Origin of the sequence: Roseimarinus sediminis, assembly GCF_050433125.1 — a bacterium.
GTDB lineage: Bacteria > Bacteroidota > Bacteroidia > Bacteroidales > Prolixibacteraceae > Roseimarinus > Roseimarinus sediminis.
The window spans coordinates 39,356-53,957 of record NZ_JBNPXV010000015.1; the positions used below are offsets into that span (position 1 = coordinate 39,356).

At 45.4% G+C, this 14,602-nt stretch carries 7 protein-coding genes; all 7 read left to right on the forward strand.

Translation table 11 applies throughout. The features are described from left to right. Positions 1-167: 167 nt before the first annotated feature. The 7 genes from FHS86_RS16315 to FHS86_RS16345 all read left to right on the forward strand — a co-directional run bounded on the left by FHS86_RS16315 (position 168) and on the right by FHS86_RS16345 (position 14,583). Positions 168-1,559 carry a DUF6055 domain-containing protein gene (locus FHS86_RS16315; RefSeq protein ID WP_429416145.1) on the forward strand — a complete coding sequence of 464 codons (1,392 nt, stop codon included), beginning with the start codon at positions 168-170 and terminating at the stop codon, positions 1,557-1,559. A 192-nt stretch (positions 1,560-1,751) separates the two neighbouring features. Continuing rightward, entirely contained in the window at positions 1,752-4,493 is a 2,742-nt protein-coding gene (locus tag FHS86_RS16320) for a DUF5695 domain-containing protein (protein ID WP_429416148.1), read from the forward strand. A 12-nt stretch (positions 4,494-4,505) separates the two neighbouring features. Continuing rightward, positions 4,506-6,914, forward strand: coding sequence for a glycoside hydrolase family 127 protein (locus tag FHS86_RS16325; RefSeq protein ID WP_429416151.1), 2,409 nt, complete (start codon positions 4,506-4,508; stop codon positions 6,912-6,914). 40 nt (positions 6,915-6,954) lie between these two features. Further along, positions 6,955-7,185, forward strand: coding sequence for a hypothetical protein (locus FHS86_RS16330; RefSeq protein ID WP_429416154.1), 231 nt, complete (start codon positions 6,955-6,957; stop codon positions 7,183-7,185). Positions 7,186-7,189: 4 nt separating this feature from the next. Beyond that, a complete protein-coding gene (locus FHS86_RS16335; RefSeq protein ID WP_429416157.1) occupies positions 7,190-9,439 on the forward strand; it encodes a S9 family peptidase in 2,250 nt (749 codons plus the stop codon). Positions 9,440-9,616: 177 nt separating this feature from the next. Further along, positions 9,617-10,426 carry a hypothetical protein gene (locus tag FHS86_RS16340; protein WP_429416159.1) on the forward strand — a complete coding sequence of 270 codons (810 nt, stop codon included), beginning with the start codon at positions 9,617-9,619 and terminating at the stop codon, positions 10,424-10,426. Between the two features lie 128 nt (positions 10,427-10,554). Beyond that, positions 10,555-14,583: a hybrid sensor histidine kinase/response regulator transcription factor gene (locus tag FHS86_RS16345; RefSeq protein ID WP_429416161.1), complete on the forward strand. Its 4,029-nt coding sequence runs from the start codon at positions 10,555-10,557 to the stop codon at positions 14,581-14,583. The last annotated feature ends 19 nt before the right edge of the window (positions 14,584-14,602 follow it).

Here is a 14,602-nt window from a genome sequence, read left to right on the forward strand (position 1 = left end):
GTAACCAATTATGTGGGGGCAATGATTATGTTTGCTTGAAAGCAAAATGCCTCGTTTGAACATTTGTGCAGCAAACAAAAACATACCTCCGATTAATACCTCAGGGAATATATGCTGTTCATCCTGATAAATGAATAGCTTGCAGGCATCTTTTTAATATAATGCTTATGTATTTCAACAACAGTTTCAATCGCTTAAAAGCTTTGGTGCCGGCTTTAATGGCACTTTTTTGTGTCAGTTGTGGCCCTAAGGGGCATCAGTCTGCGGAAGATGTAACTGCTCTCAAAGTGTTATATATTCCCGATACAGTTTACATGGTTCCGGCGGATAACAATTATAGTGCTGATACATCGGAATATAGCTATGCCCGCATGAAAGAGAGCCCGAGTTTTGCTTTGTTCTGGGCAAAGGAGTATGGCGATGATCCAATGGCCAACCCTGACACCATTAAAAGGTTCAATCCCGATGAATTGCTGGAGGAGAGCGAACGTATCTATAATTATTATGTTGACGAACTGAAATTTGTTGAGAAAGGAAATTCAATAACCGACAAGTATAAAATGCTGATTTATATTTTTGGCGGTGATGGGGGAACTGCGTTTGGCGGGGGAGAGGACGATAAAGTTGGCGTATTTTGGGCTCCGGCCATTCGAATGAACAAGCCCCCCTATGGTGCATTGGCGCACGAAATGGGACATTTGTTTCAGTATTTGTCTGATATCGATAAAGCAATGAACGACACCCTGGCAAGCGGAAGGGGCGCCGGCAGTTATTCGTTTGTCGAAATGACATCGCAATACATGTTGTGGCAGGTTTATCCCGAATGGATGACCTTCGAAAATTACCATCTGGAGGGTTTTATGAAACAAACCCATCTGGCGTTTCTGCATGAAAAGAATATGTACCACTCACCTTATGTCCTTGAATACTGGTCGAACAAGCACGGAAAAGATTTCATTGGCCGTATTTGGCGTGAAAACCGAAAAGGGGAAGATCCGGTGATGACGTATAAAAGGATTACCGGAATCGATCAGCAGGCTTTTAACGACGAAATATTTGATGCTGCCAGTCGGTTCATTACCTGGGACATGGAGCGTGTTGAAAAATTAGCAGGCCGCTATGCGAATCAGCACAGCTGTAAAATGATTGATCAGGGCAACGGATGGTACCAGATTGATGAAAGCCGGTGCCCGCAGAATTATGGATACAATGGCATTCGATTGGATGTTCCGTTAGCCGGAACCCAAATCATGTTTGTATTTAAAGGAATTGCCGGGGCCGAAGGTTACAGGGCTGTAGATGTTGAATCAGCCGGTTGGCGTTATGGCTTTTTAGCTGTTAGTAACGATGGGGAACGGTTTTATAGCGAAGCGCTTTCTGAGCCACATGGCGCAGCATCATTTGTTGTGCCCGACGAAACCGCTTATTTGTGGTTTGTTGTAACAGGTGCCCCAGAGGAACACACCATTCATTTAATTGACGGGAAAGATGAAAACGACGAACAATGGCCATACCGGATCAGGATGGCAGGAACAGCGGTGCATTATTCAGCATTGTAATGTAGATTGATCTGCCTAGGCTTTGTTCAATTGTCACTTTTTGTGGTATTTAAGTCTCTATTGCTTCGTGCCGTATTTAAACTGAAACCAGGATAGCTATACATACGTGCAGGTTAATTGAACATTCTTTATTATTATTTTGCAGCTTTTTAGGCTTCTTTGCCACATCAAACCTTCGATAAACATAGAATGATGAAACAAATGAACGGTCAGATGCTTAAAGCAGCCATTGCTTCTCTTATCTTTTTAATTTTTACAGGAAGTGTGTGTAAGCCATCGCAAGCACAAGGACGTGTTAATGATGCACCGGCTACCCTGGGAATCGATGGCGGGTTTACCGACCATCATACACCTACAATCAATTTGAAGCTGGTAAAAGCTTCAGGTACGGTTGCCGGTTTAGAAACCACTGAAAGTAATTTTGATTATACTCCTTCAGATCGTCTTGAAAACCGTGCAGCCAATGGCTACTATCATTTGGGCGATGTGAACCTGCGACTGAAAAAAGATGGTGAAAATGAATGGAAGGATTATTCTACTGCAAGAGAACGACAGCCGGTTGAGGTACTCAATACCGATAATGAAAACGTACTTTCTGCTGCCAATCTGGCCAATACACTTCCTGATGATTTTCCGTTGGAATTAGAACGTTTTTGGCAAAAAGAAGGCGACCACCTGGCCTTAAAATTCGCTTTGACCAACAATACAGATACACCAATTGAAATAGGCGCTCTGGGCATTCCTCTGATATTCAACAACAACATCGACCGTAAGTCGCTCGACGAGGCACATACCGAAAACGTGTTTTTCGACCCCTACATCGGGGGCGATGCCGGTTACCTGCAAGTGGCGCGGCTCAATGGCGAAGACGAAGTGCTGCTGGTTCTGCCGTGGAAAAAATCGCCCTTTGAAGCTTACCGACCACTGCTCGACGATCCAACACGCCGGGGTATAACCTTCGAAGGCTTCCACGAGTGGATGATTCATTCAAAAGCTTATGCCGATAATGAGTGGAAAGAATCGGAACAATGGAACGAGCCTACATCGAAAATTCTGGCACCGGGCGAAAGCTATGAAGTAGGACTGGAGTTTGTGCTGGCGCCCGGAATCAGGAGTATTGAAGAAACCCTGCTGCAACATCAGCGTCCGGTTGCTGTGGGCGTACCGGGCTACATTCTTCCGATGGATGTTGATGGCAAGCTTTTTATAAAACACCACAGCGAAGTGAAAAGCATAAGCGTTGAGCCATCAGGAGCATTAAAAGTGAGGGCTGTAAATACTACGCCAAATGCGTGGACCGAATATGCTGTGAGCGCAAAAAAGTGGGGTCGGGCACGGGTCGATATTGAGTATACCGACGGCAAAAAGCAAAGCATAAACTATAAAGTTATTAAACCCGAAAGTGAAGTGGTGGCCGACAATGGCAACTTCCTCACCACCGAACAATGGTACGAGAACGACGATGACTTATTTGGCCGCAGCCCGTCGGTTATTACTTACGATTACGATGTAAAACGAAAAGTGTTGGAAGACTCACGCGCATGGATTTGCGGGCTGAGCGATGAAGGGGGTGCCGGTGCATGGCTTAATGCCGTTATGAAACAGTTTGTACAGCCCAATCCTGATCAGGTAGAACAGCTTGAGCGTTTTGTTAACAATACTCTGTGGGGCGGCATTCAGTACAGCGAAGGCGAAAACAAGTATGGCGTGCGCAAAAGCATGTTTTACTACGAACCCGATTCAGTGCCGGCCGGAACATACAGCGACTCGATCAACTACAACACCTGGGCTGCCTGGTCGAAAAAAGATGCCGAATCGGTTGTGCGTTCGTACAACTATCCGCACGTAGCTGCGGCACACTGGGTAATGTACCGACTGGGGCGCAACTACAATGGGCTCGTTAAACAACGTAGCTGGCAGTGGTACCTCGAACATGCCTGCCATACCGCCATGGCCATGGTGGAGCAGGCACCGCATTATGCACAGTTCGGACAAATGGAAGGAAGCATCTTTTTGTTGGTGTTAAACGATTTGAAAGCCGAAGGAATGGACGAGATGGCCAAGCAACTCGAAACAGCCATGAAAGTTCGTGCAAGTCATTGGGCTTCGCTCAACTATCCCTTTGGCAGCGAAATGCCCTGGGATTCAACCGGGCAGGAAGAGGTTTACATGTGGTCGCGCTACTTTGGATTCGACCAAAAAGCGCTGGTTACGCTCAATGCCATACTGGCCTATATGCCAACCGTACCGCACTGGGCTTACAACGGTAATGCCCGCCGTTACTGGGATTTTCTGTATGGTGGTAAATATTCGCGCATTGAGCGGATGATTCATCATTATGGTTCGGCCTTAAATGCCATTCCGGTTTTGCACGAATACAAGCTACAACCCGACGATTTCTATCTGCTGCGTGTAGGCTACGGCGGTATGATGGGCGCTTTGTCGAACATCACTCAGGATGGTTTTGCACCCTGTGCTTCGCATTCCTTCCCCTCGTCGTTATGGAACGATGGCATTTCGGGCGATTATGGCCCCGGCTATTTTGGCTATGCGGTTAATTCATCGTCGTATTTAATCAAACACGATGAGTTTGGCTGGCTGTCGTTTGGTGCAAATAGCAGCGAAAAGAAAGGCCTCGTAAGAATGGAAATCACCAGTGCCTCCAAATCGCGCGTGTTTATTGCTCCCGAAAAACTTTGGCTTACCCTCGATGCCGGCTCAATTCGTTCACTTAGCTACAATCCCCAAAATGGCGAGGTGCAGGTAACGCTTGAAAAAGGCAACTCGTTTACGCCGAAAGCCTTTGTTCATGTTGAAAATTTTGGCAGTGATGCTACGAACTTTGAGGTGAAGAACTTAACCATAAACGAACGTGGTGCTTACGAGGCCGAACTGGATGATAAGCCGGTAACATTCACAATTACAAGAAAATAAATCAGAAAAGAGATGTTGAATCGTATTAAGAAATATTTTGCCATAAGTCTGTTGGGGGGCGCTATGCTTGCCTGCTCCACAGGCGAGACCGACGAGCCGTTGACCCAGGTGCCGTTTACTCAGGTTCACCTGAATGATGTGTTTTGGGCGCCCAAAATTGAAGTGAACCGAACGGTTTCCATTCCTTCGGCTTTTCAAAAGTCGGAAGAAACAGGCCGCATGGATAACTTTGCACTGGCAGGCCATATTATCGAGGGAGAGCATCAGGGTGATTTCCCCTTCGACGATACTGATGTGTATAAAATTCTGGAGGGGGCCTCCTACACCCTGGCCGTACAATACAATGCCGAACTGGACAATTATCTCGATAGTTTGATTTACCTGATTGGCATTGCACAGGAAGACGATGGCTATCTCTACACCAGCATCACCAACCAATGCGAGCGTTTGAGCGGCTGGTACGGCAAAGGCCGCTGGGACAGGCTGAACAGTCATGAGTTGTACAACTGCGGACACTTATACGAAGCTGCTGTGGCACATTATCAGGCCACCGGCAAACGTTCGCTGCTCGATATTGCATTGAAAAATGCCGATTTGGTAAATGAAGAATTTGGTCCCGAACCCGGCAAGAAAAAAGTACCTTCGGGGCACCCGATTATCGAAATGGCACTGGTGAAACTGTATCATGTTACCAACGATGAAAAATACCTGAACCTGGCGCGTTTCTTTATCGACGAAACAGGTAAAGCGACCGACGGGCATGAGTTGAGCGAGTACAGTCAGGATCACCAACCCATTGTTGAGCAGGACGAAGCCGCGGGTCATGCCGTGCGACTGGGCTATCTGTACTCGGGTGTAACCGATGTGGCAGCCATTCAGCACAACAAAGCCTTAATGGATGCCAGCAAACGGGTTTGGAAAAATGTGGTATCGAAAAAACTGTACATTACCGGAGGTATTGGGCAACGTGCCCAGGGCGAAGGTTTTGGCGAAAATTACGAACTACCCAACATGACCAGCTATTGCGAAACCTGTGCTTCTATTTCAAATGTTTACTGGAATTACCGGCTGTTTTTGAATGAAAAAGACGCCAAATATTTTGATGTACTTGAGCGAACACTTTATAACGGACTGATTTCGGGGGTATCGTTAAGTGGCGACCTTTTCTTTTACGACAATCCGCTCGAATCGGTTCATAATCACGACCGTGCCCCGTGGTTCGGCTGTGCCTGCTGCCCGGGCAATGTAACCCGCTTTATGGCTTCCGTACCTGGTTATGCTTATTCTGTAAGCAACAAGTATATATATGTTAATCTTTTTGCCCAGGGCATTGCTGAAATTCCCTTTATGAACGATACAATTGAAATTAGTCAGCAAACTCGTTATCCCTGGGAGGGAAATATAAAAATGACGTTGAACCAGAGAACGCTTAGCGAAGCTGTGGGCCTGAAAATTCGGATTCCCGGCTGGGTTCAGAACGAAGCCGTGCCGTCCGATTTGTATCATTTTGTCGATGATTATCCAAGCGCTTATTCTTTCTCGATTAATGGCGAAATGGTTGATGTTGAGGTAGAGAAAGGCTATGCCCTGATTGAATATCAATGGCAGCCCGACGATGTGTTGGAAATCAATTTTCCGATGCCGGTTAAAAAAATTGTTGCCCATAACCAAATAAGCAACAACCACAACAAACTGGCTTATCAGCGCGGCCCGGTGGTGTATTGTTTCGAAGATAAAGACAACGACAATGCGTGGTTGTTCGACCATTTTGTGCCGGCCAATACCGAAGTTTCGGCACAGTACGAGTCGGCCTTACTGGGCGGCGTTACAACGCTAAGTATGGCCGGTCGTATGGTTAAAACCATTAATGGCGAGCAGGTAACGAAACCGGTTCAGTTGAAGGCGATTCCCTATTACACGTGGAATAACCGGGGTACAGCCAACATGTTGCTGTGGATGCCCGAAAATGCGGAGGCATGTGTCGAAAAGCCTTCAGGATCTCCTGCTTTGTCTGCTCAATGCGAAGGCTCAACCGGATGGGTGTCGGGCTTCAACGATGGTTTTACCCCTTCATCATCGGCCGATTACGACAAATCATACTTTTACTGGTGGCTGAAAGAAGGCACCGAAGAATGGGTGCAGTACAGTTTTGAGCAGGAACAAACTCTTAGTAGCTCGTCGGTTTACTGGCTCGACATGACCCATTACGACGGCGACTTTCGTGCTCCTGAATGGTGGAATCTCGAATACAAAAATGCTGATGGCGAATGGTTACCGGTGAAAACAACCGACGATTACAGCCTGGAATACGATAAATACAATGTGGTAAATTTTGAACCCGTAAATACTCAGTCGTTGCGGCTTAACGTGAAACTGGGCGAAGGCGTTTCGGGCGGCATTCACGAATGGAAAGTTGATTGATATAACCTCTATCTATTATTAACTTAATTGAGTCCGTGTTGTGCAGCATCGTTTTTATAAAGCCATTGAAAGCGATGGAAAACAGTTGAAAACAATTGCTTTCTATAGTCTTCAATTGCATTCAATTGTTTTCAAATGGCATCGCCGATTTGTGTATAAAGTTTACGATCTTTGGCAGCATCAGGTAATAGGAAAAACCAATGAGCAGTTACGAGTTGAAATACCCGCGCATGGTGTGTTTATGGTTCGCTTGTCTGAAATAGAAAAATAAAATGATGATGAAGTTTCTTACCTTTTTTTCGTGTTTGATTATCCTTGCCACATCTGGCAGGGCGCAAGTTACCGCCGACGATTACCGTCGTGCCGATTCGGTTTCAACCTTCAGTAATCTGGTTTATAACGCCAATGTCGATGTCAACTGGATGGATGAAACTTCTACATTTTGGTACAAAGTGAAAACACGCCGGGGCACAGAATACAAACTGGCCGATGCCGAAAATTCAAGCCTAAAACCGGCTTTCGACCACGAAAAACTGTGTGAGAAACTCAATGAATTATCAAAAAAGAAAGACTACAAACCCTACGAACTAAATTTACGCAAGCTTGAATATTCCGAAAACGGCAAGGTGCTTACCTTCGAAATGGCAAAGTACAAGTGGGAGTACAACCTTTCGAAAAACAAACTCGAAGAGAAAGGGAAAGTAAAAGAAAGACCTTCGCGCGATGGCTATTGGGGCAGTACCGAAGGCCGTTATGAACGTGGTCCGGTAACTTCGCCCGACAGCAGCAGCGAGGCCTTTGTTAAGGAATACAATCTTTGGGTGAAAAACATCGAAAGCGGTGAAGAGACCCAGTTGAGTTTCGATGGTTCCGAAGGTGAATTCTATTCGGGACACATACAGTGGTCGCCCGATTCAAAAAAAATTGCTGTAAACAAAGTACGTCGGCATACGCCAAAACACATACAGTTTGTTGAGTCGTCGCCCGAGGGGCAGCTACAGCCTAAACTGCACCAACGAGAATACCTCAAACCCGGCGATGCCCTGCCTATTGAAAAACCAAGCCTTTTCGATGTTGAAAATAGAGAAAAAATTGAAATCGACACCCGGCCTTTCGAACATCAGTATTCGCTCAGCAACCTAAAGTGGTGGCCCGATGGCGAGGCTTTTACCTTTGAGTTTAACCAGCGTGGGCATCAGCTTTACCAGCTAGCTGAGGTGGATGGCAATACCGGCGAAGTACGCATCCTGATTGACGAAAGCAGCGAAACCTTTATCGACTACAGTGGTAAGCGGTTTCGGCACGACATCGATTCTACGAAAGAAATAATCTGGGCTTCGGAGCGCGATGGCTGGAATCATCTTTACCTGTACGATGCCCGTGACGGGAAGGTGAAAAACCAAATCACCAAAGGTGAATGGGTGGTGCGCGGTGTGGAACATGTAGACGAAGAGAATCGCCGTATTATTTTTAAGGCGAGCGGAATGAATGCCGGCGAAGATCCGTATTTCATTCATTATTATTCGGTGGATTTCGATGGTTCAAACCTGAAGGAGCTTACTCCTGAGGCAATGAATCATCAGGCTGTTTTTTCCCACGACCATCGCTATTTTGTCGATACTTATTCAGCAGTTACCCATGCTCCGGTAAGTGTGTTGCGCCGTAGCTCCGACGGAAAGGTGCTGATGGAACTCGAGAAAGCCGATATCTCAGAACTCCTGGAAGCGGGATGGAAGTATCCCGAAGTATTTGTGGCCAAGGCCCGCGATGATCAAACCGATATTTGGGGTAACATTTACTACCCAACCAATTTCGACAGTACCAGAAGTTATCCTGTCATCGAATACATTTATGCCGGTCCGCATAGTTCGTTTGCTCAAAAAAGTTTCAGCGCCTATCACTATGCCTATTCAGGGCTGGCCGAACTGGGTTTCATCGTGGTACAAATGGATGGCATGGGCACCTCGAACCGATCGAAAGCCTTTCACGATGTGTGTTACAAAAACCTGAAAGATGCCGGTTTCCCCGATCGCATCAAATGGATCAAAGCAGCTGCCGAAACGCGGCCATTTATGGACACCACACGGGTGGGCATTTTTGGAGGCTCGGCAGGCGGACAAAGCTCCATGGGAGCACTTTTATTTCATCCTGAATTCTACTATGTAGCCGTTTCGGCATGTGGATGCCACGATAACCGCATGGACAAAATATGGTGGAACGAACAGTGGATGGGCTTTCCCATTGGTAAACATTACGAAGAAAGTTCGAATGTATGTAATGCCCACAGGCTGCAAGGAAACTTAATGCTGATTGTTGGCGAAATGGACGACAATGTTGATCCGGCTTCGACCATGCAGGTAGCCGATGCTTTAATCAAGGCCCAAAAAGATTTCGAACTGGTCGTATTACCCGGGGTAAACCACACACTTGGCGGCGAATATGGCGAACGCAAACGTCGCGACTTTTTTGTAAAACACCTGCTGGGAGCGCAAACACCTCGATGGAATCGGATTGAGGTGGATTGATGGGAGATTGAAAAGATTGATTTATTGCAACTATTTATCCTTTGTGCTCTTGGTGGGCTTTGTGGGATATAGGTTGAGAAAGATTGAATGCAGTGATGGGAGATTGAAAAAGATTGATAAGATACCTCAGCGAACGCTGTGAAAACTCAGTGTTCGCTGCAGTGAAAAAATTAAGATATGAGAACGTTAAAATTCATTGTTACTGCAACATTCATCATGTTTGCTGTTGCGGCTTTTTCGCAAGAAAGTGAAGAGCCAAAGGTAACGCCACCGCCGGCAAAGCTGGAACTCGATTCGTTTTACAAAAAATACCTCAATGCCAATGGAATACCAATTATCAGCTCGTGGCGGGTACCCGATTCGGCCCTGGTGCAGGCCTGGCGCATTGTAACTTTTATGACAAACGATTTGCCTCAACCCGTTCTGAAACAAATGCAGGATGTTGGTCTGCGGGTAGGAGTAATGGCTCGTTATGAAGGTACAACCGATGTACCCGAACATGCTCACCTGGTAAACGATACTACCATTAACTGGGACCTTCGTGCCCGCGGACTGGGGGGCGATCTGGAACTGCCCTTGACGACCTGTGCCGAAGAGAATTTGCTCTGTTACCAGATTGATAAGTACCATGCCGAAGATATTTTGATTCACGAGTTTGCTCATTCGATTCATCTGACAGGCATTGCACCTATCTACCCATCATTTAACGATACCTTGCAGACGCTGCTCGATAAGGCCATTGCCAACGGGCTGTATAATAACACTTACGCACAAACCAACTTGTATGAATACTGGGCCGAAGGGGTACAAAACTGGTTCAATGTGAATGCCGAAGTAGAAATGCCCGACGGAAAACACAACCAGCTAAACACTCGCGAAGAGTTGAAAGCATACGACAAGCCTTTGTACAAGCTCTTAAGCAACTATTTTTCCGAATTTGACGAAAGTCCCTCGTGCCATTCAGCTGAAAACAGGTATCACCCATAAGTAAGCAGTGACTCGATAAAAAACGGGATAATTCAATATTTGACCTGACAGAAAAGATGGACCCGAATTTCAACATATACCGTAAGTTTTCGCGTAAAGCGCTGAACCGATATAAAAAATCGCTTTGGGTGCTTCTTTTTTTATGCTTACTGCCCGGTGTTAATTCGGCCCGTGAGAATGTGTTCAATTTTCACCATTATACCAACGAAGACGGATTGCCATCGTCGTATGTTAAAAGTATGGTTCAGGACAACCTGGGTTTTATGTGGATGGCAACGCGTGTGTCGGTGGTACGTTTCGATGGAAGCCGCTTTGTAGAATTTCCTGCCTACAACGAGTTTGGCGAAGCAAGCGACCTGTTTTGTAACAAGGTTTTTATGTTCAACGATACGCTTTTGGTTGCCCGTACCAACCGCGGGCGTTATTATTATTTCGATCAGGACAACGAAACCTTTCATTCCTGCATAAAGCTGAATAATCTGGGTCAAACGCAATCGTTAATGCCTGCTGGCAATGGATACTGGATGTGCCGTAACAATGACCTTTTATATTTTGATTTTGCCACAGGACGAATTTCGGGAATCAATGAGAAACTGGAATTTTGTAAGCTGCCCGACAAGCATCTGTTCCTTCAGCATTACAACACCAACGATAAAATAGTAGCCCTTACCGATAACGGAATTCTGTTCTGGATCGACATTGAAAACAGCGAAGTAAAAAGTTTCAATGTCCGCGAACAAATGAATCCTTTGATTGCTCGTTTATATTTTATCGATTACGATTCGAATGTCTGGCTGGGAGAAGAAAGCAACGGGCTGTTCAGACTCAATACCCAGACGGGTAATATTACACGGTATTCAAAAGATGAAACCGGGAACAAGTACCTGGCCCACAATATGGTACATTGCTTTACCGAAGACGCCAACCAACGCATATGGATTGGAACAGAAGCCGGTTTGTCAATAATCGACGACAAGGAAAACAGCATCGAATACTGCCGCTACGATCCGGCCAATCCTAACGGCCTGAATACCGATCCGATTTATGATGCTTTTTGCGATAAAGACGGGAATGTTTGGCTGGGCACTTATTTTGGCGGTATTAACTTCTGGAATGGGAAAAAAAGTTTCTTTCATACCTGGCAGTCGGGGGTTGGAAACTGGAGTTTGGGAGGGAATGTAGTAAGTTGCCTTTCTGAAGATATCGATGGAAATATTTGGGTAGGCCTCGAAGACATGGGGCTGAACATGATTAACCTGGAAAACGGAAAGCTTAGCAGATATACAAGCGAGAACAGCGGCCTATCATACAATAATATTCACGACCTGCATTTCATCGATGATCAAACATTATGGATTGCCACCTATACCGGTGGTATCAATATTCTTGACATTAAAAGCCAAACATTCTCGTACCTGAATATGAAAAATGCTCCCAACCTGCATTCCGATAATATTTATTCCTTTATGCAGCTTGGCGATTCATTGTTTGTAAGTACTTCGGCCGGCATTAATTTGTATCATCTGAAAGAAAAAACTTTTCAGGCATTTTTTCCCGAGATTCTGAATGGTTACCAATTCGAATCGATGGCCCGTAATGGAAATACCTTGTGGTTTTCGTCGGCTTTAACAGTTTACTATTACGACATCAGCAGCGGCAAGTTACACGAGTTTGATAAAGCCCCCGAAATGGCCGATATCAATTTTGTGCGCACCGATTCGAAACAGCGGGTATGGATTGGCGATTGTTACGACGGCCTGTGTTGTTACAATCCTGCCGACGAAAGTGTGAAGTTCTTCAACCCCCAAACAGGTTTTCCCGGATCGTGGATGTTCAGTTTGCAGGAGGCCGACAATGGCTGGTTTTGGGCAAGCTGCAACAGTGGTTTAATTAAGTTTCATCCCGAAAGTGATATCTTCACCCTCTTCGATACCAACTCCGGCATACCTTTTAACCAGTTTAACTACCGGGCATCATTTACCGACAGCAAAGAAAATATCTATTTTGGGGGCAACAATGGCATGGTTTCCTTTAATAACAATGATTTGCAGCAGGCTGAAAACCATAAGGATATCCGCTTTACAGGTTTTCAGTTATTTAACAAATATGTACAGCCGGGGGGTAAAGGATCGCCGCTCGACAAGTCGTTAAACCGCTCTGACAAAATTGTGCTTAACCACAATCAAACCATCTTTACCCTCGAATTTACCTCGTTTAGCTATGCCTCGCTGGGGCGTTGCCTGTATGCCTATTATCTCGAAGGTTTTGAAGAAGACTGGAACCATGTAGGCAACCGTAATTATGCCACCTATACCAACTTAAGTCCCGGAAAATATATTTTTCATGTGAAGGGTTATCAAAACGATATGGATGCCACTAGTAATGGGCGTACCTTGCAAATAATAGTGAAACCGCCTTTCTGGCTTTCTCCCTGGGCTTTTCTTGTTTACTTTATTCTGGCATGGGTGTTCTCCATTGTGATTTACATGGTAGGGCGAAACCTTGAGAAATCGAAGGCACTGGTTGAAATCGAACGCCGTGATAAAGAGCATTCCGAAGAAATAAATAAAGTGAAACTTGAATTCTTCACCAATATATCGCATGAGCTGAAAACCCCGCTAACATTGATCATGGGACCGCTTGAGAAAGTATTGGGAGAAGAAAGGCTCAGCCCGATATCACGCAAACGACTCACCGGTATTGAACGGAATGCCCAAAGGTTGTTCAATCTCATTAACCAGTTACTTGAATTTCGAAAAGTAGAAACCGGTCGTGAGGTACTCAAAATTGAAAAAATTGATATTGCAGAATACATAGGGGAGATTGCCCGCTCGTTCGAATCGCTGGTCGAGGCAAGCGACATTCAATTTAAAGTAAGCACTCCAAAAGCAGGAACTGAAGTATGGATTGACCCCGGAAAGGTGGAACGTATAATTTTTAACCTCCTGATTAATGCTTTCAAATACACCAGTGTGAGTGGAGAAGTTGATTTAAGGGTAACACTGGCAGGTAAAGAAACTAAAAAGAAAGGCGGATACGAACTCCTTATTTCTGTTAGCGACAGTGGAAAAGGAATCGCTCCCGAGATGCAGGAGAAAGTCTTCGATCGCTTTTTTCATTCCGATGATGGAAACAAGCAAATTAAAAGCTCCGGAATTGGCCTGGCTTATGTGAAAAGTCTGGTACAGCTACACAAAGGAAAAATTAGTGTGGAAAGCAGGCATGAAGGTTCATCGGGCAGTACCGGAACCATTTTCATCGTCAAGCTTCCCATAAGCAAAGATGCTTACGCCACGGACGAAATTGTACATGACGCTCCTCAATATATTCACGAATTGCCGGCGATGGCAGTGCTTTACGACGATGATTGCCGACAGCTCTCATCAGCAAGTAATGCAGGTCTCCGATATAAAACGATTTTACTGGTTGAAGACAACCACGAACTGATCGATTTTATGCGCGAAACACTCGAAGAAAATTACAAGGTTTATGTGGCCTTCGATGGGATAGAGGCGCTTGAGCTGGTAAAAACGATAAAGCCCGATCTGATTGTAAGTGATGTCATGATGCCCCGGATGGATGGCCTCGAACTAACCCGTATACTGAAAAGTGATTTGACAACATCGCATATTCCCATCATTCTGCTTACTGCCAAAAGTGGTGCCGAAAACCGACTGGCGGGACTGGGAACCGGTGCCGATTTTTACATCGAAAAACCTTTTTACCCTCAAGAGCTGGAGCAAAATATTCTGAATATCCTCAATACCCGCAAGGCACTGATTGATATGTTTAAGAATGATGCTTTTGTGCCCGTGGCAAATATTGCTCAATCGGAATCGGATAAGCTTTTTATCGAAAAGGTGACCGAAGTAATCAAGAAAAATATGAACAATACTTCGTTCGATGTTTCGGAACTGGTAAAGGAATTAGGATTGAGCCGTTCGTTGCTACACATGAAGCTCAAAAGTATTGCCAATTGCTCTACCACCGAATACATCCGCACGATAAAATTAAAGGAAGCCGTCAAATTGATCTCCAGCGGAAAATGCAACATTTCGGAAGCCGCTTACGAAGCAGGCTTCTCAAGCCCTACCTATTTTACCCGACGCTTTAAGGAACACTACGGAAAGTCTCCCCGCGAATATTTTAACTTATAAGTCGCTTACGAAGTACAAG